This is a genomic window from Pseudomonas sp. CFBP 13710 (assembly GCF_014842235.1).
Lineage (GTDB): Bacteria > Pseudomonadota > Gammaproteobacteria > Pseudomonadales > Pseudomonadaceae > Aquipseudomonas > Aquipseudomonas baltica.
In genome coordinates this window covers 926,656-947,061 of the sequence record NZ_JACYVJ010000001.1, presented here as the reverse complement: position 1 = coordinate 947,061, position 20,406 = coordinate 926,656, and the positions used below count along the sequence as shown (strand labels likewise).

At 61.5% G+C, this 20,406-nt stretch carries 21 protein-coding genes and 2 tRNA genes; 11 read left to right on the top strand and 12 right to left on the bottom strand.

Going from position 1 to position 20,406, the window contains the following annotated elements; genetic code table 11:
- Nucleotides 1–6 precede the first annotated feature (6 nt).
- Nucleotides 7–1,236, bottom strand: a complete 1,230-nt coding sequence (mexE, locus tag IFT44_RS04100) for a multidrug efflux RND transporter periplasmic adaptor subunit MexE (protein WP_122478236.1) — start codon at nucleotides 1,234–1,236, stop codon at nucleotides 7–9.
- Nucleotides 1,237–1,607: 371 nt separating this feature from the next.
- Here mexE and IFT44_RS04095 point away from each other — a divergent pair, with 371 nt between their 5' ends.
- Entirely contained in the window at nucleotides 1,608–3,164 is a 1,557-nt protein-coding gene (locus tag IFT44_RS04095) for a TerC family protein (RefSeq protein WP_185793058.1), read from the top strand.
- 15 nt (nucleotides 3,165–3,179) lie between these two features.
- Here the strand turns inward: IFT44_RS04095 and rarD are convergent, their stop codons facing one another.
- The 5 genes from rarD to IFT44_RS04070 all read right to left on the bottom strand — a co-directional run bounded on the left by rarD (nucleotide 3,180) and on the right by IFT44_RS04070 (nucleotide 7,334).
- Complete coding sequence (gene rarD / locus IFT44_RS04090; protein ID WP_192175454.1) at nucleotides 3,180–4,064, bottom strand: EamA family transporter RarD; 885 nt, start codon at nucleotides 4,062–4,064, stop codon at nucleotides 3,180–3,182.
- 76 nt (nucleotides 4,065–4,140) lie between these two features.
- Nucleotides 4,141–5,676, bottom strand: coding sequence for an EAL domain-containing protein (locus IFT44_RS04085; RefSeq protein ID WP_192175453.1), 1,536 nt, complete (start codon nucleotides 5,674–5,676; stop codon nucleotides 4,141–4,143).
- Nucleotides 5,677–5,763: 87 nt separating this feature from the next.
- Nucleotides 5,764–5,916, bottom strand: coding sequence for a hypothetical protein (locus IFT44_RS04080; RefSeq protein ID WP_192175452.1), 153 nt, complete (start codon nucleotides 5,914–5,916; stop codon nucleotides 5,764–5,766).
- A gap of 102 nt (nucleotides 5,917–6,018) precedes the next feature.
- Entirely contained in the window at nucleotides 6,019–7,134 is a 1,116-nt protein-coding gene (locus IFT44_RS04075) for a 3-deoxy-7-phosphoheptulonate synthase (protein WP_192175451.1), read from the bottom strand.
- A 50-nt stretch (nucleotides 7,135–7,184) separates the two neighbouring features.
- Nucleotides 7,185–7,334, bottom strand: coding sequence for a hypothetical protein (locus IFT44_RS04070; RefSeq protein ID WP_185793061.1), 150 nt, complete (start codon nucleotides 7,332–7,334; stop codon nucleotides 7,185–7,187).
- A 338-nt stretch (nucleotides 7,335–7,672) separates the two neighbouring features.
- Here IFT44_RS04070 and IFT44_RS04065 point away from each other — a divergent pair, with 338 nt between their 5' ends.
- On the top strand, nucleotides 7,673–8,116 hold the full coding sequence (locus IFT44_RS04065) for a GNAT family N-acetyltransferase (RefSeq protein WP_185793062.1): 444 nt from the start codon (nucleotides 7,673–7,675) through the stop codon (nucleotides 8,114–8,116).
- 10 nt (nucleotides 8,117–8,126) lie between these two features.
- Here the strand turns inward: IFT44_RS04065 and IFT44_RS04060 are convergent, their stop codons facing one another.
- A complete protein-coding gene (locus IFT44_RS04060; protein ID WP_192175450.1) occupies nucleotides 8,127–8,348 on the bottom strand; it encodes a DNA-binding protein in 222 nt (73 codons plus the stop codon).
- Nucleotides 8,349–8,429: 81 nt separating this feature from the next.
- Between IFT44_RS04060 and IFT44_RS04055 the strand changes: the two genes are divergently transcribed.
- The 8 genes from IFT44_RS04055 (at nucleotide 8,430) to IFT44_RS04020 (ending at nucleotide 13,657) form a co-directional block, all read left to right on the top strand.
- Entirely contained in the window at nucleotides 8,430–8,813 is a 384-nt protein-coding gene (locus IFT44_RS04055) for a helix-turn-helix domain-containing protein (RefSeq protein ID WP_192055541.1), read from the top strand.
- A 112-nt stretch (nucleotides 8,814–8,925) separates the two neighbouring features.
- Nucleotides 8,926–9,570, top strand: coding sequence for a response regulator transcription factor GacA (gene gacA / locus IFT44_RS04050; RefSeq protein WP_122477418.1), 645 nt, complete (start codon nucleotides 8,926–8,928; stop codon nucleotides 9,568–9,570).
- Nucleotides 9,571–9,572: 2 nt separating this feature from the next.
- Nucleotides 9,573–11,396: an excinuclease ABC subunit UvrC gene (uvrC, locus tag IFT44_RS04045; protein ID WP_122477420.1), complete on the top strand. Its 1,824-nt coding sequence runs from the start codon at nucleotides 9,573–9,575 to the stop codon at nucleotides 11,394–11,396.
- A 32-nt stretch (nucleotides 11,397–11,428) separates the two neighbouring features.
- Nucleotides 11,429–11,989 carry a CDP-diacylglycerol--glycerol-3-phosphate 3-phosphatidyltransferase gene (gene pgsA, locus IFT44_RS04040; RefSeq protein WP_122477422.1) on the top strand — a complete coding sequence of 187 codons (561 nt, stop codon included), beginning with the start codon at nucleotides 11,429–11,431 and terminating at the stop codon, nucleotides 11,987–11,989.
- Between the two features lie 67 nt (nucleotides 11,990–12,056).
- Nucleotides 12,057–12,132, top strand: a tRNA-Gly gene (locus tag IFT44_RS04035).
- A 38-nt stretch (nucleotides 12,133–12,170) separates the two neighbouring features.
- Nucleotides 12,171–12,244: transfer RNA gene (locus IFT44_RS04030), tRNA-Cys, on the top strand.
- Between the two features lie 307 nt (nucleotides 12,245–12,551).
- Nucleotides 12,552–13,391, top strand: coding sequence for an undecaprenyl-diphosphate phosphatase (locus tag IFT44_RS04025; RefSeq protein ID WP_342214254.1), 840 nt, complete (start codon nucleotides 12,552–12,554; stop codon nucleotides 13,389–13,391).
- An 83-nt stretch (nucleotides 13,392–13,474) separates the two neighbouring features.
- Nucleotides 13,475–13,657, top strand: a complete 183-nt coding sequence (locus tag IFT44_RS04020) for a hypothetical protein (protein WP_122477426.1) — start codon at nucleotides 13,475–13,477, stop codon at nucleotides 13,655–13,657.
- A 45-nt stretch (nucleotides 13,658–13,702) separates the two neighbouring features.
- Here IFT44_RS04020 and IFT44_RS04015 read toward each other — a convergent pair whose 3' ends face one another.
- The 3 genes from IFT44_RS04015 to IFT44_RS04005 all read right to left on the bottom strand — a co-directional run bounded on the left by IFT44_RS04015 (nucleotide 13,703) and on the right by IFT44_RS04005 (nucleotide 17,686).
- Complete coding sequence (locus tag IFT44_RS04015; RefSeq protein ID WP_446730939.1) at nucleotides 13,703–16,132, bottom strand: TonB-dependent siderophore receptor; 2,430 nt, start codon at nucleotides 16,130–16,132, stop codon at nucleotides 13,703–13,705.
- Nucleotides 16,133–16,217: 85 nt separating this feature from the next.
- Nucleotides 16,218–17,174 carry a FecR domain-containing protein gene (locus IFT44_RS04010; protein ID WP_192175448.1) on the bottom strand — a complete coding sequence of 319 codons (957 nt, stop codon included), beginning with the start codon at nucleotides 17,172–17,174 and terminating at the stop codon, nucleotides 16,218–16,220.
- Nucleotides 17,171–17,686, bottom strand: a complete 516-nt coding sequence (locus IFT44_RS04005) for a sigma-70 family RNA polymerase sigma factor (protein WP_185793121.1) — start codon at nucleotides 17,684–17,686, stop codon at nucleotides 17,171–17,173. The genes IFT44_RS04010 and IFT44_RS04005 overlap by 4 nt, the downstream gene beginning before the upstream one ends.
- Before the next feature lie 282 nt (nucleotides 17,687–17,968).
- On the opposite strand from IFT44_RS04005, the gene IFT44_RS04000 reads away from it, so the two are divergent.
- Nucleotides 17,969–19,189 (top strand): GGDEF domain-containing protein, encoded by a 1,221-nt coding sequence (locus tag IFT44_RS04000; protein ID WP_122477432.1) that lies wholly within the window; start codon nucleotides 17,969–17,971, stop codon nucleotides 19,187–19,189.
- A gap of 16 nt (nucleotides 19,190–19,205) precedes the next feature.
- Here the strand turns inward: IFT44_RS04000 and IFT44_RS03995 are convergent, their stop codons facing one another.
- Nucleotides 19,206–19,448, bottom strand: a complete 243-nt coding sequence (locus IFT44_RS03995) for a hypothetical protein (protein WP_192175447.1) — start codon at nucleotides 19,446–19,448, stop codon at nucleotides 19,206–19,208.
- 50 nt (nucleotides 19,449–19,498) lie between these two features.
- Nucleotides 19,499–20,359, bottom strand: coding sequence for a DHH family phosphoesterase (locus IFT44_RS03990; RefSeq protein ID WP_122477435.1), 861 nt, complete (start codon nucleotides 20,357–20,359; stop codon nucleotides 19,499–19,501).
- Nucleotides 20,360–20,406 lie beyond the last annotated feature (47 nt).

Sequence of the window (20,406 nt, the reverse complement as noted above, 5' to 3'; positions counted from 1 at the left end):
GATCTCTTAACCGCGTGGAGTCGAAACGCTGGCAACCTTGACCGCAGCAGCGGGCGTGTTGCTGGCTTCCAGGGCATGGCGCTGTTCGGCCAGGGCGGCGAGGGTGGCAGGGCTGGCCATCTGGGCGACTTCGGGATCGACCTGGGAACCGGGACGAACCCGCTGCAGGCCATTGATGACGATGCGCTCATCCTTGTTCAGGCCACTGCGCACGATGCGCAGGCCCTCCAGCTTGGGGCCCAACTCGATGCTGCGGTAGGCGGCCTTGTTGTCCTGGTCCATCACCAGCACGAACTTCTTGCCCAGGTCGGTGCCCACCGCTTCGTCCTTGATCAGCACTGCCGAATAGGTGGCGCTGCCCACCAGTTTCAGCCGTGCGTACAGGCCGGGGGTGAAGCTGCCGTCCTTGTTGTCGAACACGGCGCGACCGCGGATGGTGCCGGTCTTGGGATTGACCTGGTTGTCGACGAAATTCATGTGCCCCAGGTGCGGGTTGCCCGCCTCGTTGGACAGCCCCAGATACACCGGGGTGGTCTGGCCGCGCTGGCCCTGGCGGGCGAGCTGGGTGTACTTGAGGTATACGCGCTCGTCGGCATCGAAGTAGGCATACACCTTGTCGGTAGAGACCACGCTGGTCAGCGGCGTCACGTCGGCGCTGACGATGTTGCCTGCGGTTATTTCGGCACGGCTGACGCGCCCGGAAATCGGCGCCGTGACGCGGGTGAAGCTCAGGTTCAGCCGGGCCAGGTCAAGCTGTGCCTGGATGCCGGCGAGCGCGGCGCGCGACTCTTGCGCCGCGGTGGCACGGGTCTCGGCCAGCTCGGCGGAAATGGCGTTGCTCGCCTGCAGGCGCTGTCCACGCTGCGCTTCGTTGTCGCTGCGTGCGGAGCTGGCACGGGCCTGTTGAAGTTGCGCTTCCAGGCGCCGCACTTCGGCCTGGAAAGGCCGCGGATCGATCTGGAACAGCAGGTCGCCCTTGTTCACCAGGGCGCCCTCGGTGAAGGCTACCTGGTCAATCTGGCCCGACACGCGTGGGCGAATCTCGACGGTTTCCGGTGCTTCCAGGCGCCCGGTGAACTCGTCCCATTCATTGACCGGCTGTTCCAGCACCTGGGCCACGGTAACCTTGGGTGCAGCAGGCGCCTGAGCGACATCGGGTGTTTTTCCGCAAGCGGCGATGACCATCAGCGCAAGGGCCGCCAACGGAAAACGCAACGGAGTGAGTGACTGGTGCATGTGCAGATCCGCCAAGTGAAGTAAGGGAGCATCAACGATGGGCGGATCATGCGGCGCAGACGGGACAATCGACGAATCGAATGGTTCGAAGGTAACTATCATTGCGAATGATGAACATCACTGGAAGTGCTTGATTTTCCGAAAAAATACAAAGCTAGCTAACGATTTCTCCAGGCCAGCACCTGACGGCAGGACAGAGCCCCAAGGCACAGTCGTACAAGCCTTGAAATACTTTCCCGCTGTAGGAATCAGTACGCCGGGCGGTAGGATCAGACTCCGAAACTACTCAAGACCTCTATGAATCCCGTCACGGAACCTCCCAGTCCCGCGCTTCATGCAACATCCTCCTTCTGCCTGATGAGTACCCTTCCATGGAATGGCTAGCCGACCCCACGGCCTGGCTAGGCCTGGCGACCCTGATCGTCCTGGAACTGGTACTGGGCATCGACAACCTGGTATTCATCGCGATTCTCGCCGACAAGCTGCCCCCGCATCAGCGTGACCGCGCGCGGGTGATCGGCCTGTCGCTGGCGTTGATCATGCGCCTGGGCCTGCTGGCCAGCATTTCCTGGATGGTGACGCTGACCGAGCCGCTGTTCGAGGTGTTCGGCAAATCGTTCTCCGGGCGCGACCTGATCATGCTGTTCGGCGGTATCTTCCTGCTGTTCAAGGCGACCATGGAGTTGCATGAAAGGCTCGAAGGCCATGTCGCGCAGCGGGCTGGCGTCAAGACCTACGCCCTGTTCTGGCCAATCGTCGCGCAGATCGTCGTGCTGGACGCTGTGTTCTCCCTGGATGCGGTGATCACCGCCGTGGGCATGGTGGACGAATTGTCGATCATGATGATCGCGGTGATCTTCTCCATCGGCCTGATGATCATCGCCAGCAAGCCGTTGACGCGCTTCGTCAACAGCCACCCGACCGTGATCATGCTGTGCCTGGGCTTCCTGATGATGATCGGCTTCGCCCTGACCGCCGAAGGCCTGGGCTTCCACATCCCCAAGGGTTATCTGTACGCCGCGATCGGTTTCTCGATTCTCATCGAGGTGTTCAACCAGATCGCTCGGGCACGGCGCAAGCACAAGCATCAGGACCGGCCAATGCGCGAGCGTACCGCCCACGCCGTGCTGCGCCTGCTGGGTGGCCGGCGTCCGGCCAGCGAAGCCATGGACGAGGAAATCGAAGACCTGGTGGGCCAGGAGCAGAGCGAAGCGCTGTTCGATCGACGTGAGCGGGTGATGATTAGCGGGGTGTTGAACCTGGCTGAAAAACCCATCCGCAGCATCATGACCGTGCGTGCCCAGGTCGATTGCCTGGACTTGGGTGCGTCGCGCGAAGTCACCGAGCAGACCTTGATGCAGTCGTCCTACTCACGCCTGCCATTGATTGCACAAGGCCAGGTGGACGAGCCTCTGGGTTTCGTGCACAAGAAGGAGTTGCTCAAGCAACTGCTGGCGGGCGACGCACCGGACCTGGCCAGCCTGGCGCGCCAGCCGATCAACCTGCTCGAAACCTTCAGCATTCTCAACGCCCTGGAGCAGATGCGTGCGCAGTCCACGCACATTGCCTTCGTGGTCAACGAGTTCGGTGGCTTCATCGGCATTCTGACCATGACCGACATTCTCGAGTCGATTGCCGGCGAGCTGCCCGACGCCAGCGAAGTGCAGGCCCCCGATATCGTCGAGCAGGAAGAGGGCTATCGCGTGAGTGCAGCGTTGGACCTCAAGCAGCTGCAGACGCGCATCGGCTTCGATGCGGCGCCCACCAATGACTATCAGACCCTGGCGGGCATGGTCATGAGCCTGCTCGATCGTTTGCCCAAGCAAGGCGACACGCTGCAATGGGAACAGTGGAGCCTGACCGTGCTGACGGTGGAGGAGCGCCGGGTTAAGCAAGTCCTCCTGCGCAAGCAAGCCCTGCAGGTGTAGCGAAACCGCGCGCAATCACACTGCGCGACGCGAGCGCGCCAGATGCTTGGCGCCCTCGAACATCAGCACCAGCACCGCCAGCCAGATCGGCAAGTAGGTCAGCCACTGGTCTGGCGCGATGCTCTCGCCCAGCAACAAGGCCACACCCACCAACAGCTCCGGCTCGACGTAACTGAGCAACCCGAACAGGCTGAACGGCAGCAGGCGGCTGGCCATTACGTAGCAGATCAATGCCGATGCACTGATGACGCCAAGAATCGGTATCAGTGCGTACAGCAGCGGTCGCGCCTCCATGTCTGCCGGCGACAGCTGGCCTTGCACGATGAACAGCAGCGCGGCCGGCAGCATCAGGCACATGTCCGTCCACAAACCGCCCAGGTGATCATTGCCGCACGCGCGACGCAATACGAAATACACCGGATAGCCGGCAGCCACGAGCAACGTTTCCCAGGCGAAGCTGCCGTGCTGGAACAGCTCGTGGCCTACACCGCAGCCGGCGCAGAGCACCGCCAGCTTCTGCAGGTGCGAGAGCTGTTCGCCGTACACCAGCCGTCCGGTCAGGACCATGGTCAGCGGCAGCAGGAAATAGCCCATCGACACTTCCAGGCTGCGCCCGTGCAGCGGCGCCCAAAGGAACAGCCACAGCTGCACACCCATCAGCGCCGAGGTGCCCATCGAGCCGAGCAGCAGCACCGGGCGCTGGGCAATGTTGCGCCACACCCTGGCGACCAGATGCAGATCGGCACTGAACCACATGAACAGGGTCACGCATGGCAAGGTCAGCAGCATGCGCCAGCCAAACATCTCTTCGCCGCTCAGAGGGGCCAGCAGCGAAGTATAGAAATACATCACGGCGAACAGAATGGACGCTGTGACGGACGTGATGATGCCTTTGGACACGGGAGCCTCGAAGCGCGAAAAACCTGACTGAGCCGACAATGATCTCAGCCAGGCGGACAAGCTACAACCACTGCTTTCAGAGACGGCGCAAGGCGTGCGCGAAATCCGCCAGCGGCATTGGCTTGGCAAACAGATAACCCTGCAGATATTTCACGTGGCGTGCGGCGAGGTAAGCGCGTTGTTCGTCGGTTTCCACGCCTTCGGCAACCACTTGCAGTTCGAGTTTGGCCGACAGCTCGATGATGCTGTCCAGCACATGCCGCGAAAGCGTATTGACGCCGATCATGGCCACGAAGCTCTGGTCGATCTTGAGGAAGTCGACCTGGAACTGCTGCAGGTAGCTCAGGCTGGACTGCCCGGTGCCGAAGTCGTCGATGGCGATGCTCACGCCCAACCCGCGCAGCCGTTCGAACAGCGCGTGAATCTGCGCGCAGGGCTGGATCAGCTCGCGTTCGGTCAATTCCAGGGTCAAGGCGATCCGGTCTTTCGGAAACGCGTCGAGGAACGCCTTGCAGTCATCGAACAACGCTGAATCCAGGCAATGCTGGGCGGTGATATTGATGCCGACATGAAAGCCGTGCGGCAGCTGATCCAGGCAGCTCCCCAGTTGCTGTGCGGTGCGCTTCATCAGCAACCGGGTCATCGGTACGATCAGCCCGCAGTCCTCGGCGTAGGGAATGAACAGGTCGGGGCGGACCAGGCCTTCGCGAGGATGTTGCCAGCGCATGAGCACTTCGGCGCCCGCCCAGCGGCCGTCCTCGCTGAACACCACCGGCTGGAAGAAGGGCACGAACTCCTCGGCGTCCAATGCACGCTGCAGCTCCTGATAGCGCGAGCCGGAACGACTCATCACCCATCGGCAGAGCAGGCCGACCACCGCCGAGATGAGCAGCAGCAGGCCGAACATGCCGGCGTATTGTTCGCGTATCAGCGTCCAGCGCGCCTCTTGCGGGATACCACTGATCACGCTGAACGGGTAGCGTGCGGACTGCAGCCGTGTTTGCGCGCCAGTGGCAGGCAGCGGCGCGCCCTGATGGACCTCGCCGCTGGCTTCGATCCAGCTGCGCCCGACGTGCAGGGTGATCGAATGGGTCGAGCCCATCATGCGCAAGGCATTGGCCAGGTGGTAACCGTCGACGGTGCTGAGCGCGCTGGCCTCGCCACGGGCGGCGCGGTAGATCAACAAGCCGCGGTCGGGCGTCACCGAATTGCCGGGCAGCAGCCACAGCTGCCCATCGACGTAATCGAGCGGATTCACGTTTTCGCTCACTGCGCCCGACAGGGAGCTGCAGTAAAGAGTGTCGCCCTGGATAAGATTCACCGAGCGCACGAAGGGCCGCCGGGTCACCTGGTCCAGCAGCGCCGGTTGTACCTGCGCGCAGGGTTGTCCGGACAGGGGCAGAACGGCATCCGCCGCTGCCGCGACGTTATCGAGGATGAGTTCGAATTGCTCGACCGCCAACTGGCTGGTGCGCGCCGCTGCCAGATGCAGCGAACGACCGGCTTCCCAGTTCAGCATGACCGCACCACTGGCCAGTGGTATTGCGGCCGCCAGCCAGGGCAACAGCAGGCGTGAAAATTTGCGTTTGGAGGCGGCAAGTGTCAGCGGCATACTGGCGACAGTCCTTGTGCGCAGGAGATGCGAGCGGGAAAGCCGCCATCATTTCATGAAAGCGCCTGCGGGGGCAGGCGCCGGGGCTTATTTATCCTTGGACTGATCGGGCTTCTGCATCTGTACCGAGGAAGGAGTGCCGTCGTTGTTGCTTTTGGTGGTGCTCTTGTCGGCGCTGTCGAAGCAGCCTTGCAGCAGTGCCAGACACAGCACCAGACCGGCGCACGGGATGAGTTTCATGATGATCTCCGATGTTCAGAACGTGCAGATTGGACTCGACCCTGTCCAATTGGTTGCCTGCGCCGACCCGGATCCGGATCGGCGCACGGGCGCGTGGGGGAATCAAACCTCGGCAGCGCCGCGCAGGCGCTCGGCACCTTGGCGCAGCAGTCGCTCGGTGGCGGCCCAGCCCAGGCAACCGTCGGTGACCGACACGCCGTAGCGCATGTGCCCGCTGATCGGCTGGCTGCCTTCCTGCAGATGGCTTTCCAGCATGACCGCCACCAATGACCGGTCACCGTCCAGGCGCTGCTGCAGCACGTCGTCGAACACCGCTGGCTGGCGCAATGGGTCCTTGCCACTGTTGGCATGGCTGCAGTCGACCATGATGCGCGCCTTCACACCCGCTTTGGCCAGATCGTTGTGCACCTGGGCAATGCTCTGCCGGTCATGGTTGGGCCCCCGGTGCCCCCCGCGCAACACCAGGTGAGTGTCGGGATTGCCAGTGGTGTCGATCATGGCCGGGTGCCCTTGCGGATCGATGCCGAAATGGCGATGGGCATGGGCCGCACTGCGCATGGCATCACACGCGACGGCAACGCCGCCATCGGTACCATTCTTGAAGCCGACCGGGATCCCCAGGCCGCTGGCCAGTTCGCGGTGGATCTGCGATTCCGTGGTGCGTGCACCGATCGCCACCCAGCTCAACAGGTCGTCGAAGTACCCTGAGGCCATGGGTTGCAATACTTCGCTCGCCAGTGGCAGGCCCAGGCGCAGCATTTCCCGCATCAGGTCGCGGCACAGGGTCAGGCCGCCCGCCATGTCGTCGGTGCCGTCCAGGTAAGGATCGTATGCCAGGCCTTTCCAGCCCACGGTAGTGCGTGGTTTCTCCACGTAGGCGCGCATCACCAGCAGCATCTCGCCCTCTAACTCCTGCGCCAACTGGCTCAGGTTGCGTGCGTACTCCAGCGCGGACTTCGGATCGTGCAGGGAGCAGGGGCCCACTACGACCAGCAGGCGTGGGTCACGGCCTTCGAGAATGGCGCGGATGGCTTGGCGATGGGCTTGGACCTGAGTGCCCAGGTGATCGGCGAGGGGCAGCTGCTGCTTGAGCGCGAAATGCGTAGGCAGACGGTGAGTTGCCGGCGTGTTGGCGGCGTCTTTTGCCGCGGATGAGGCTGCGGCTGTGCGAGTCTGGACAGCAGGGGTGTGGTGCAGAGTGGTCAGGCTGTTGTTCATGGTCTGGGTCCTGGACAGCGGCGGGGGGATTGCCCGCATACGCTGCCCTGTCAAGGTGTTCGACAAAGTGCCGGAGAGTCTGGACTGCGGGTCATGCCACCCATCAACGACCGGTCGGAGGCGGCAGGCTGGCCCGAACGGAGGTTGCTAAATCGCCAGAGGTTGCGGATGTCGAAACGGTAATAGGTAAAGTTGTTCATGAAGCGTTCCTCGATTTCGTGGCGAAAGTGCCGAAAAAAACATGAAGCCCTGAAAAGCAAAAACCCCCAGTCGGGAGGCCGACTGGGGGTTGAGAATTCTCTGTCGGCGACCCCTGTGAAATGGGCGCCGATATTGGGTATCAGGCGCGCCAGTGGCTAAACCAATACCCAAAATAAACGTTTGCCGGTGCACGGACAGCCGTCATCGCTGCGCAGGTCGCAGGCAAGGATGCAGGGCTGAAGGTGTTGTGCGACATTGATAGTCTCCGGTGGATGGCTGGAGCTTACTTCAGCCATGGCGAAGGATTCAAGCTCATTCTTGACGTGGGGAGGATGCAATGACTTTGTACCTGCGGCCGGCTGTCGATCAGGATCTGCGTTTCGCCCGAGACCTCACTCGGCGAGCGATGCTGCCTTACTACGGCCGTCACGATCTGCTGTGGCTGGACGAGGGTTTCGACCAGGCCTGGCATTGGCGCGACAACCGATTGATCTGTCGCGACGCCGTGCCGCTGGGCTACATCAGTCTGTCCAGGGATGCCCATGCACTGTTCATCCGCGAGGTGCATCTGCTGCCGGTGCATCGTGGCCAGGGCGTAGGCCATTGGGTGCTCGAGCAGGTGGTGCGGCAAGCGCGCTGCGAACGCTTGCCGCGGGTGCGTCTGATGGTGTTCAAGGACAACCCCGCGCAGCGGCTCTATGGCCGCCACGGTTTCGAGGTGGTGGGGGAGCAGGACAGCTTCCTGCGCATGGAGTACGTGCTGCCCAGCCCCGCCCGTTGACCATGTGCGGTCAGCGCTGGACGTTCTCCAGTGCTGCGCTGATGGTGCCCAGTTTCATGCCCAGCAATACGGCGACCCGGTGCGCCTCGCCACGCCGCCCCTTCTTGCGTCCTGCCAACACCTGATAGGTGGTGGCAGGGTCCACGCCGTGCTCGCGCGCAAACTCTTGTACCGATTTCCCTTGCTGATCGAGCCAGGCTCTGGCTTGTGCGGCAGTCCGTATACCATGCATAGTTCAAGTCCGTTTTAGAGGGTTCAAAGTAGTTTTATTTCGCACCGTTTCGGGTGTTTCGATAAAGGATTATACATTCAAATGACTGGAATCGGTCCCCGACTAAGGGAAGAGCGCGAGCGTTTGGAGCTCACGCAACGAGAGTTTGGCCAGGTGGGTGGTGTCGAACCCAATGCGCAGGGCAAATACGAAAACGGCGAAAGATCACCACGGGCCGATTACTTGGCTGCCGTTTCGACGATAGGCGTCGACGTTCTCTACGTCGTGCTGGGCCGCCGGACGCCATTGGCCGAGCAGGCTCTCAGCGGCCGAGAAGAAAAAGTCCTAGAGACATATCGGACGCTTCCTACTTCCGGCCAAGCCGTCTTGAGCAATCTGGCCAGCAGCCTGGCCGAGATGGCGGCGAACTATTCAACGCGCAGTACGGTCCAGAAAAAAACACGGGCGAGAAATACCCCGGACTGATCTTCCGCACCGACGCCCCACGCCATATTCATGACGCTTTGAGCTAGGTCCGAGGCGGCAATGTTTGGTAATGTGGCAGCATTCCCCGAGACCACTATTACGAGGTGTCCGTTTGATTCGGGTTCTAGTAGTCGACGATCACGACCTGGTCCGTACCGGTATTACCCGCATGCTGGCCGATATCGACGACCTGCAGGTCGTGGGACAGGCAGAGTCGGGCGAGGGGGCGTTGCAGTATGCTCGCGATCTCAAGCCGGACGTGGTGCTGATGGACGTCAAGATGCCCGGTATCGGTGGTCTCGAGGCGACTCGCAAATTGCTGCGCAGCCATCCCGACATAAAGGTGGTGGCCGTCACTGTCTGCGAGGAAGACCCATTTCCGACGCGCCTGCTGCAAGCCGGTGCCGCCGGTTACCTGACCAAGGGGGCAGGGCTGGCCGAAATGGTCCAGGCGATTCGCCTGGTGTTCGCCGGCCAGCGTTACATCAGTCCGCAGATTGCCCAGCAATTGGCCCTCAAGTCGTTCCAGCCGCAGACCAGTAATTCGCCGTTCGATCTGCTGTCCGAACGGGAAATCCAGATTGCCCTGATGATCGTCGGCTGCCAGAAAGTCCAGATCATCTCAGACAAGCTGTGCCTGTCTCCAAAAACGGTCAACACCTACCGCTACCGGATCTTCGAGAAGCTCTCCGTGACCAGCGATGTGGAATTGACCCTGCTGGCGGTGCGGCATGGCATGGTAGACACCAACCTTTGACCATGACTGCTGCATTCGATCCCAGTGCCTTTCTTGCCACCTGCAGCGGACGTCCGGGCGTGTACCGGATGTTCGACGACGCCATGCGCCTGCTTTACGTGGGCAAGGCCAAGAACCTCAAGAAACGCCTGGCGAGCTATTTTCGAAAAACCGGCCAGGCGCCCAAGACCGCTGCCCTGGTGGGCAAGATCCAGCAGATCGAAACCACCATCACGGCCAACGAAACCGAGGCGTTGCTGCTCGAGCAGACCCTGATCAAGGAGTGGCGGCCGCCCTATAACATCCTGCTGCGCGATGACAAATCCTATCCGTACGTGTTTCTTTCCGACGGCGAGTTTCCGCGACTGAGCATCCATCGCGGCGCCAAGAAGGCCAAGGGTCGCTACTTTGGTCCCTATCCGAGCGCAGGCGCCATTCGCGAGAGCTTGAGCCTGTTGCAGAAGACCTTCTTCGTTCGCCAGTGCGAGGACAGCTACTTCAGAAACCGCACGCGCCCGTGCCTGCAACACCAGATCAAGCGCTGCAAGGCGCCGTGCGTGAGGCTCGTGGAGGCGCCTGAATATGCCGAGGACGTGCGCCATTCGGTGATGTTCCTGGAAGGGCGCAGCAACCAGTTGACCAACGAGCTTTCTGCCAGCATGGAGAAGGCGGCGATGGACCTGCAGTTCGAAGAGGCCGCGCAACTGCGCGACCAGATCGGCCTGCTGCGGCGCGTCCAGGACCAGCAGAGCATGGAAGGCGGCAGCGGCGACGTCGACGTCATCGCTGCCTTCGTCAACCCGGGCGGCGCGTGCGTACACCTGATCACCGTGCGCAGCGGCCGGGTGCTGGGCAGCAAGAATTTCTTCCCGCAGGTGGGTATCGAAGAAGAAGTCGCCGAAGTCATGTCGGCGTTTCTCTCGCAATACTACCTGGGCAGCTCCGAGCGCGACTTGCCGAGCGAGTTGATCGTCAACGTCATTCCCGAAGACCACGAAGCGTTGCTCGATGCCCTCGATACTTTGCGTGGCCGTGAATTGAGCCTCAGCCATCGCGTGCGCGGCACCCGCGCACGCTGGCAGCAGCTGGCCGTGACCAACGCCGAGCAGGCGCTGGGTGCACGGCTCGCCAATCGCCAGCACGTGGCCGCGCGGTTCGACGCGCTGGCCGAGGTGCTGAACCTGGACGAGCCACCGCAGCGGCTGGAATGCTACGACATCAGTCACTCCAGCGGCGAAGCCACCGTGGCGTCGTGCGTGGTGTTCGGGCCCGAAGGGCCGATCAAGTCGGATTACCGCCGCTACAACATCGAAGGCGTCACCGCAGGCGATGACTATGCGGCCATGCACCAGGCCCTGATGCGCCGCTTCAGCAAGATCAAGGCAGGCGAGGGCAAGCTGCCCGACGTGCTGCTGGTGGACGGCGGCAAGGGCCAGTTGAACATGGCCCGTGAAGTGCTGAACGAACTGGCCATTCCCGACCTCATCCTGCTCGGCGTGGCCAAGGGCACGACCCGCAAGGCCGGCTTCGAAACGCTGTATCTGAACGACGTCGCCCACGAATTCACCCTCAAGGGCGACTCGCCGGCGCTGCACCTGATCCAGCAGATTCGTGACGAAGCCCACCGTTTTGCGATTACCGGTCACCGCGCGCGACGTGGCAAGACACGTCGCACCTCGACCCTGGAAGGGGTTGCAGGCGTGGGCCCCAAGCGTCGCCGCGAGTTGCTCAAGCATTTCGGCGGGCTGCAGGAAATCGCCCGCGCCAGCGTCGAGGAAATCGCCAAGGCACCGGGAATCAGTAAAAAGCTGGCAGAGTCGATTTATGCAAACCTGCACAGCGAGTAGAATGCCATCTCACCTTGCAGCCAGTTGTGCCGATGAATATCCCTAACTTGCTTACCGTACTGCGCGTCCTGCTGATACCGTTCTTCATATTGCTGTTCTATCTGCCCTACCATTGGAGCTACATGGCAGCCAGCACCGTGTTCGCTATAGCGGCGGCAACCGACTGGCTGGACGGCTACCTGGCCCGCCGTTGGGAGCAGAGCACACCATTCGGTGCGTTCCTCGATCCGGTGGCCGACAAGCTCATGGTGGCGGTGGCCCTGGTGCTGCTGGTGCAGGAACATGCCAACTTCTGGCTGACCCTGCCGGCGGCGATCATCATCGGTCGCGAAATCGTCGTCTCCGCGCTGCGCGAATGGATGGCCGAGATCGGCGCACGTGCCCAGGTCGCAGTGTCCAACATGGGCAAATGGAAGACCGCCGCGCAGATGCTGGCTTTGGTCATCCTGCTGGCCAACCCCAAGGCGGCCACCTTCTGGGTCATCCTGGGCTACGCCCTTTTGCTGGTCGCTGCCGCACTGACCTTGTGGTCCATGCTGCAATACCTGCGCGCCGCCTGGCCGCACTTGCGCATCACGGCCGAGAAGAAATAAAACTATTTTTGAATCAAGGGCTTGACGGGTGTCGCCGATTAGATAGAATGGCGCCCGTCAACACGATGCGGGAATAGCTCAGTTGGTAGAGCACGACCTTGCCAAGGTCGGGGTCGCGAGTTCGAGTCTCGTTTCCCGCTCCAGTTTGTTTGCGTGCAGCAGTTTCTTGCTTCACGTTTGGGGCCGAGTAGCAAAGTGGTTATGCTGCGGATTGCAAATCCGCCTACGCCGGTTCGATTCCGACCTCGGCCTCCATCATCGAGAACCCCGCAGATTAACGTCTGCGGGGTTTTTCTTTGGGCGGTCGAAAAGGCATGTGTTCCAGAACTTCTGGGGATGTGTTCAAGGACCATTCTTCGACAGCTCCACGATTGCGTTGACTCGTCGGTAGATCTTCTTGGCGATTTCGCGCGGCTGAGACATAGCCTCAAGCATCGAATTCAAATCATTGCTGGCGCTCAAGAATCTTTATCCGATCCAGCGGTCAGTTACTCCCGACGTATCCTGTGTGTTGCCATTTACGGCAGCCCGACTGATAAAACTAATTGGGAGCTGCTGAGGCGTGAGTGAATTAAGTATCTGGCTGGAAGCCATTATTCTGGGGTTGGTCCAGGGACTGACCGAATTCTTGCCGGTATCCTCCAGCGCGCACTTGCGCATCATCGGGCCATTGTTACCCTCTGGCGGTGACCCAGGCGCTGCGTTCACTGCCATTACCCAGCTGGGTACCGAAGCAGCAGTGCTGCTGTACTTTCGCAAGGATATCCTGCGCATTGCCATGGCTTGGATCAAGTCGCTGGCTGACGCCTCTTACCGCAGCCATCCGGACGCCAGAATGGGCTGGCTGATCATCATCGGCACCTTGCCGATCTCGATCCTTGGACTGCTGTTCAAGGACTATATCGAAGGAAGCCTGCGCAATCTTTACCTCACGGCAACCATGCTCATCGTGTTCGCGCTGATCTTGGCCGCAGCGGATAAAATGGGGCGCAAGGAGCGCAAGCTCGATCAACTGACCTGGACCCATGGCCTGGTTTTCGGCTTTGCTCAGGCGCTGGCCCTGATTCCGGGCGTATCACGCTCAGGCGGCACCATCACCGCCGGGCTGATAATGGGCTACACGCGTGAGGCTGCAGCGCGTTATTCATTCCTGCTGGCGGTGCCGGCGGTGATCGCATCGGGCTTCTACCAGCTGTACCGCAACTGGGGTGAATCCAGCACTTTCTCCGGCGGCCCAACATTGCTGGCAACGATCATTGCGTTCGTCGTCGGCTACGGGGTGATCGTGGTCTTCCTGAAATTGGTTTCGACCAAGAGCTACATGCCATTTGTGTACTACCGCATCGCGCTTGGCCTGGGCGTCATCGGGCTTCTGAGCGTGGGCACGCTCAGCGCTGTGTGACTTGTTGCGGCGCGCAGGATGCGCCCTCGCTTCAAGCTGGCAAAGCTATGTGCTTCAATGGAAAGAAATCAGGAGGATCCGTTATGGGCAAGAATGCCAACAAGCCTTTCTACATCGCCGCTGTCCCTTTGCTTGCAGTCGGTTGCGTCTTTGCCGCGCTTGGCGCATCGGGTCAGGAAGCGTTCGGATGGACAGCAATCGGGCTGCTCGTGCCCGGCATCGTCATGCTGATCACAGGCGCCATGCGTAGGCGTCGAGCTGCCTGACAGTTCATCGGACAGCCCGTGCAGTCAGAACGGCGTGGGCTGTCGTCAGAAGTCCCATCGGGTGGTGATCATCACGTTCCTGGGCTCGCCATAGACGGCCGAGTTATAGAAGCCGATGTTGGTGTAGTAGTACTTGTCGAACAGGTTGTTGAGGTTGACCGTGGTCGATAACGTCGGGGTGATCTGGTACTTGGCCATGAGGTCCACCACCCAGTATTGCTTCTGGGCGAAGGTTTCGTAGGTATCGCGCGGCGAATTCCAGATCTCTTGCCACGCCTTGCTCTGCCAGCGTCCACCGCCGCCCACTGTCCACTGGTCGAGCGTACCGGGCAGATTGTAGGTAGTGAACAAGGTGAACTGGTTTTCCGGCTCGAACGTCGAGATTTTCACGCCGCTGTCGTCGCGTACCACTTTATGGGTAAAACCGGCCTGCATCTGCCAACCTTGCGCCAGCTCCCCGGAGACTTCGAGTTCAAAGCCCTTGGTTTGCGCATCGGTACCCTTGAACGCGTAGTTGGAAGGCGTTGGGGTGAGGTCGTTGTAGTCGTCATCGGGCACTGACCGATTGCTTTCCTTGACTTGAAAGTAGGCCAGGCTGGCATTCAGCCGGCCTTCGAAAAACTCGCCCTTGATGCCCACTTCGTAGTTCTCGCCTTCATCGGGCTCGAGCAACTTGCGGTTTCGATCCAGGTTGTAGGAATCCTGTGCAATGAAGATGTCGGTGTAGCTGGCATACACCGACAACTGCTCGTTCAGGTCGTAGACCGTGCCGGCATAGGGGATCAGCCGGCCGCTTTCGCGATAGGTGTCGGTATTGCCTGTCACGGTGTAGTTGACCAGGCGCCCGCCGAGAATGAAATGCAGATCGTCGGTCGCGTTCAAGCGCGTGGTCAGGTAGACGCCGGTCTGCCGAACGACATCGTCGCTGATCTGCTGCGCGGTACCCCAGGCCGGTTTGTCGACGTTGCCGTGCCAGTTGAAGAAGTCGAGCTGGTTGCCGTTGGGATAGGTCACGTCCCAGAAGCCCTTGCCATCCCAATGCGCCTTGCTGATCGAACCGCCGAGTACCACCTCGTGTTCGCGGCCCAGGAGCTGGAAAGGACCGCTGACATAGGCATCGGCTGAATCGCTGCTGGTTTCGCCACGGTAGCGCTGGCCATTGAGCCGGGCCGTGCCGTCGACGGCTGGGGTATCGCCCTGGATCGAGCCCAGTTGTGCGTCATAGCCGTTGATCTTGTGGTCCAGTTGCAACTTGGTTACCCAACCATCACCGAACTGGTGCTCCAGCGTCGCGAATACCGTGCGCGTGTATTGCTTCCAGCTGCTCCAGTCGCCTGCGTTGCTGAAGGAGCGCTTGACGTCGTTGCGCTCGCCGGCGGCGTTGAGCAAAGGAAAACTGCCAGACCAGGTCGAGCCGCGCGGATCATTGTTCTGGTAGTCGCCGCCCATGGTCAGCAACGTGTCCGGGGAAAGATCGAACTCCAGAATGCCGTAGTACACCTCGGCCTGGCTGCCGTAGCGGTCCATGAAGGAATTCTTGTCCTGATAGGCCGCCACGGCACGCCCGCGTACGTTGCCGGTCGACGTCAGCGATCCGCTGACGTCGACTTCGCTGCGGTAGTTGTCCCATGAGCCTGCGCCCAGGCTCAGATGCCCCTGGAAATCGGTGGTGGGCTTCTTGCGGATCAGGTTGATCGTGGCACCCAGCGAGCCTGCACCCACAAGCAGGCCGGGTGACCCCTTGAGCACTTCGATGCGGTCGTAGACCGCCATGTCGCTGAGCGAGTTACCGGCCGAATAGCCGACATTGCGTACCGCAGATGGAATGCCATCGTACTGAAAGTTGTTGATCGAGAAACCGCGAGCGTAGTAGTTGGAGCGATCACTGTCATAGGCCGAGACGGTAATGCCTGGGGTGTGCCGCATCACGTCGTCGACATTGTCCAGCGCGAAGTCATCCATGTGCTGACGGGTGACGACGGTGACCGACTGCGGTGTCTGCCTGGGGCTCAGTACCAGCCGGGTGGCCGTGGCGATCAGGCCGGGTGTGTAGGAGCCGGTGCCTTCGGTGATATTGCCCAGTTGGTTGCCGGTGATCTGGGTGGGCGCCAGGTCGAGCCCGACACCGGCGGTCGTCAGGGCAATCAGGACGAAACCATCGCCCTGTTTCACGGCGCCGATTCCGCTGGCGCCCAGCAGCTCATCCAAGGCCTGGTCGGTACTGAATCGACCGTGCAATCCTGGGCTGCGCTTGCTGTCCAGCAGTTGCGGATCGAACACGATGGTCACACCGGTGCTGCGGCTGAGCTCGGTCAGGGCGCTGTCCAGGCTGCCCGGCTGGATATCGATCTGTTGCAGGTCGGCTGCCTGCACCGCAGAGGCGGCGATACCGGCAAGGCTCCAGCAGATCACGGCAGGGAAGACGGTTCGACCTAACAGGTGAGGGTGGAGGCGAGGCGAGGGGCGCTGGGTCACTTTGAGGATCTCGAACGGATTGAGTGAGGCATTCACTGAGCTATGCCGTCCCAGACTCGAAATCCCATCACTGCACCACGGTTTTTCACGCAGCCGAGCCGACGTGGGACCAATAGCGAGTAATCGTTCGTACGTGCAGGCCATGGGCGCGGGCGATCAGCGCCACCGACTGATCGGGGTGCAAGGTACTGAAGTTACCGCTGACCGGCAGCGCGGCAATGCGTTGTTCCCAGTTCAGGTAACCGGCCCGGTAGCGTGACAGCTCGCCGAGCACCTGAGCCAATGGCAGGTTTCGAACGATCAGCATGCCGTTGCGCCAGGCACCGTGGTCGGGGGCAGGCCCGGGTGTGCGCCGCAGCGCTGAGTGACTGACGAGCCACTGCTCTCCTGCGTGCATCTCGAGCGCTGCGTGCCCGGCACTCGCCTCCAGCTTGACGGTGCCCTCGGCGATTGTCAGGCACGTGCGGTCCCCGAACAGCCTGGCTTCGAAGCGTGCATGAAGCGCATCCACCCGGCAGTGCGGCGTTGTCAGCTGCAGGGGCAGACCACTGCCGGCTGTTGTCACACCCAGCTCGCCGCGCAACAGGGTGACGCGTTGCACGCCTTCGAGGTCGGCTTTCACCGCGCTGTCGGTGTTGAGTTCGAGCAAGGTGCCACTGGGAAGTGTCCAGCGACGGAATTCCCCCGTGCGGGTGCTGTAGTCGGCGAGCAGGCGTTGCCAGGGCGCGTACCGTTGGGTGCCACAGCCAATCGCGGCGGTGCCTGAACCCAGCACCAGCAGCTTGAGCAGTTGCCGCCGCTGCAGGCGTCCGGTGGGGAGTCGGTTCAGGGCGCTCATCGCGGCACTGGCGGGCAGCCGCGCAAAGGGCTCATTCAGGCCTTGCAGGCGTTGCCAGGCCAGGGCATGCCGGGCATCGGCCGCCAGCCAGTGCTGGAAGGCGTCGCAGGTTGCCGCGTCGGCTGTGTTGAAGCTGATCTTGAGCGACCAGTCGATGGCCGCGTCGAGTATCTGCGGCGACACCAGGGTACATGGCGTGCTCACTGCGTTTCCTGCGCGAAGGTTGCGGTGTAGCAAGCGCGCAGTGCCTGGGCGAGGTAACGCTCCACGCTTGGCACGGATACCCCAAGCTCCCTGGCGATGGCGGGACACTTCAATCCTTCGAGCTGGGCGAGCAGGAAAGCCCGGCGCACGATGGGGCGCAGGCTGTCCAGCAGGCAGTCGATGGCCACCAGCGCCTCGATCACCAGAAGTCCCGTTTCAGGAGAGGGGGCCTGTTCGCAGGGCAGTTCCGCCAGCGTTTCCAGCCAGGCCCTTTCGATATCCCGACGCCGCCACAGGTCGATGACCAGACCCCGGGCCACCGTTCGCAGGTAGGCACGCGGCTGCTCCATGGTTTGCACGCTACGACGCTGCAGCAAGCGCACGAAGGTATCCTGCGCCAGATCGGCGGCGTCGGCGGTATTGCGCAATCGGCCATACAACCACGCCCGGAGCCAGGAATGGTGATCCTGATAGAGTCTTTCCAAGCCTGGGCCGGTGTGCGAAAGGTGCATGCAGGATCTCGTGGAGCATCAGATGATAAAGTCTCGCATTATCATCTGATGACCCGCAGTTTGAAACCTGCGATTTGAATCTTCGGCTCTTCGCCGGCAGATCCAGGAAAACTGATCCCTGACCAGAACAGCGGACGCAGTGGAAGACAATACGCGCCCGACCGCTGGTGCAGCCCGACGACCGTTCACTCCATTGGCGCCAAACTAATGCCCCACAATAATGGCACTAAGATATCATGGGGTAGTCTAGTAAAATTCTGAATCATATTTTTCCGGTGCCCCATGCAAGCCGTTCAAGCTCAACCGGCTCATTCCCCCGAACCGCACACCATGGCACTGGTCGAGCAGGCCATCGCAAGCGGCGTGGGTGGTCTGACGTTCGACCGTGAACTGGAGCGTCGCTACGAGGCCGATACCCAACGCCAGCGCCTGCAGTTCCTGACGTCCACCGGTATCTGCGGTGCAGTGATCTACAACCTGTTCCTGATCAGCGACTGGTTGGCCCTCGAAGATGTGTTCGCCTATGTGGCTGTAGGGCGCCTGCTGCTGATCACCCCAATGATCATTGCCATCCTGCTGCTGGCCCAACGTCTCACCTCACGTCGAGCGCTGGAGACGGTGTCGGCGCTGGCCACGGTATTGTCCTCGTTGATGCCGCTGGTGGTGATGATCTACAGCGACAGTCCCTATCGCCTGCACTATCAGTTAGGCATGCTGTTGCTGATGGTGTATTGCACGATGATTCAACAGTTACCGTTTCGCTTCGCGGTGGCTGCCATGGCCAGCATGCTCGGCATCCAGTTGCTGACCACTCACATCGCGGGATTCATGGACCCGGTGACGTGGCGCGCCAATGCCTTCTTGTACGGCTCAACGGTGGTGCTGTTGCTGATGGCTTCGTATTTCCTCGAGCGTGCGAGCCGACTCAGCTATCTGTTTGCCTTGCGCGGGCGCCTGCTGGAAGTGCAACTGACCGAAATGGCCCGCACCGACCCACTGACTCAACTGTTCAACCGTCGGCACCAGGGCGATGTCACCGCCCAGCTGTGGCAGGCAGCAGGGACCGAAGCGACCTGCGTGACGGCGATCCTCATCGACATCGATCACTTCAAGCTCTACAACGACAGCTATGGCCACCTGCAAGGGGACAGCTGTCTCAAGCAGGTCAGTGCAACCATCAAGGAGTTGTCCCGGCAATCCAATGCCATGCCGTTCCGTTTCGGTGGCGAGGAGATGCTGGTGTTGCTGGTGGGGGCCGATAGCCAGCAGGCCAGGCAGTTGGGGCAGGACCTGTGCACGGCGGTCGCGGACCTGGGGCTTGCCCATCCCGCTCTGGGCGCCGGGGCACGCGTGACCATCAGTGTGGGAATAGCGATGGGCATCGCGCCCTACGTCACGGCGCACAACCTGATAGGTGCTGCCGACAAGGCCCTGTACGCCGCCAAGAACGCCGGGCGCAACTGCCTGCGGCAGGCTCCTTTCGAAGGCAGCGCGGCGGCTTGAACGGCAACCTGAACGGTCACTTATGCAACGCCTGCAGGCGTGCCTCCTTGGCGTCGTCGAAAATCATGTACAGCGCCTCGATATCGGCCGGCTTGAGTTTGCGCGACTGTTCGAGTCCCAGGATCAGGGCAATTTCAAGCGCGCCTTCGCGCTCTACATCCGCTTTGGTGCTGGCGGCATTCAACGCGCGGACCAGGCCATTGACCGAGCCTCGTACGTCCTTGGGCAGTTTCAGTAGATCCAGTCGTTCCTGCGGCATGTGACGCTCTCCAGCAAAATAGGGGTGGTCGGTGGTCATTCCACCTGTGCTCAGCGCGTCAATTCGTGGCCGTACGGTACGCGGAAGCCCGACGCATTGCGATGACCGCCACCGCCGAACTGTTTGGCGACTTCCGACACGTCCATGCCTTCATCGGTGCTGCGCAACGAAAACGAGCGACCCTTGGGGCCATCCGAGTAGCACGCGGCAAACGGCTCGCCCTGGGTCATGATGTTGCCGGCATCGCTGGCGAATAATGAGGGTATGTTGGCCACCGGCACGTCGTGACCGCCGATCGACATTCGCCGCGCGGTGGCGCGCAGCAGATCGGCCACGGTTTTCTGTCGCTGCCGTTCGATCGCAATGCCGTCCGCCAACAGCGTCTCGACGGGCGCAGCCAGCAGCGCATCCCACACGGCAAACTCCTGCGGATAACTGAACAGATTGGACAGCACTTCGCGCGTGCCCGGCAGGTTGAACCGCCACAGGTCGCGGTCCTCGATGTGATCGATCAGGGCAGGGCGCGGCTGGCCGGCGAAGAAGTAGTCCCAGGCCAGGCCGGCACCCGAGCGGCTCATGTCGAACAGGGCGTGCACGTTGCCGCCTTCTGCCTGTTCACCAAAGGCTGCGGCCGGCGGCACCTGGAGCAGGTCGGCCTGGGCGGTCTTGTGGTGATCGAGCACGAGGATCGAAAGGGCTTGGGCCGCCATCGCCATGAGCGTCTGGTAATCGTAGGCGAAGTCGACGATGAACACATGCCTGCCGGTGACATCGGGTGGCGGCTGGCCGTGTCCGGCGGCATGGAATTCGACATCGGGCCCGAGCGCCTTGCGCACTACCCAGGCTGCGCCGAAGCCGTCGGCACAGTTTCCGTGGTAGATGCAAAGCGTGGTTGTAGGGGCTGCGATCATGTAAGGCTCCGGAAATCGACGGGTATTGCAGGCGGGCATTCTAAGCG

Excerpts from the sequence above, each read along its gene's own strand:
- IFT44_RS04005 (WP_185793121.1), bottom strand. The coding sequence starts at position 17,686 with ATGCACCTTTCGCACACCGGCCCAGGCTTGGAAAGACTCTATCAGGAT.
- IFT44_RS04065 (WP_185793062.1), top strand. The coding sequence starts at position 7,673 with ATGACTTTGTACCTGCGGCCGGCTGTCGATCAGGATCTGCGTTTCGCC.
- IFT44_RS04060 (WP_192175450.1), bottom strand. The coding sequence starts at position 8,348 with ATGCATGGTATACGGACTGCCGCACAAGCCAGAGCCTGGCTCGATCAG.
- IFT44_RS03990 (WP_122477435.1), bottom strand. The coding sequence starts at position 20,359 with ATGATCGCAGCCCCTACAACCACGCTTTGCATCTACCACGGAAACTGT.
- IFT44_RS04085 (WP_192175453.1), bottom strand. The coding sequence starts at position 5,676 with ATGCCGCTGACACTTGCCGCCTCCAAACGCAAATTTTCACGCCTGCTG.
- pgsA (WP_122477422.1), top strand. The coding sequence starts at position 11,429 with ATGAATATCCCTAACTTGCTTACCGTACTGCGCGTCCTGCTGATACCG.
- IFT44_RS04000 (WP_122477432.1), top strand. The coding sequence starts at position 17,969 with ATGCAAGCCGTTCAAGCTCAACCGGCTCATTCCCCCGAACCGCACACC.
- IFT44_RS04070 (WP_185793061.1), bottom strand. The coding sequence starts at position 7,334 with ATGAACAACTTTACCTATTACCGTTTCGACATCCGCAACCTCTGGCGA.
- IFT44_RS04075 (WP_192175451.1), bottom strand. The coding sequence starts at position 7,134 with ATGAACAACAGCCTGACCACTCTGCACCACACCCCTGCTGTCCAGACT.
- uvrC (WP_122477420.1), top strand. The coding sequence starts at position 9,573 with ATGACTGCTGCATTCGATCCCAGTGCCTTTCTTGCCACCTGCAGCGGA.
- IFT44_RS03995 (WP_192175447.1), bottom strand. The coding sequence starts at position 19,448 with ATGCCGCAGGAACGACTGGATCTACTGAAACTGCCCAAGGACGTACGA.
- mexE (WP_122478236.1), bottom strand. The coding sequence starts at position 1,236 with ATGCACCAGTCACTCACTCCGTTGCGTTTTCCGTTGGCGGCCCTTGCG.
- IFT44_RS04095 (WP_185793058.1), top strand. The coding sequence starts at position 1,608 with ATGGAATGGCTAGCCGACCCCACGGCCTGGCTAGGCCTGGCGACCCTG.
- IFT44_RS04020 (WP_122477426.1), top strand. The coding sequence starts at position 13,475 with ATGGGCAAGAATGCCAACAAGCCTTTCTACATCGCCGCTGTCCCTTTG.
- IFT44_RS04055 (WP_192055541.1), top strand. The coding sequence starts at position 8,430 with ATGACTGGAATCGGTCCCCGACTAAGGGAAGAGCGCGAGCGTTTGGAG.
- IFT44_RS04080 (WP_192175452.1), bottom strand. The coding sequence starts at position 5,916 with ATGAAACTCATCCCGTGCGCCGGTCTGGTGCTGTGTCTGGCACTGCTG.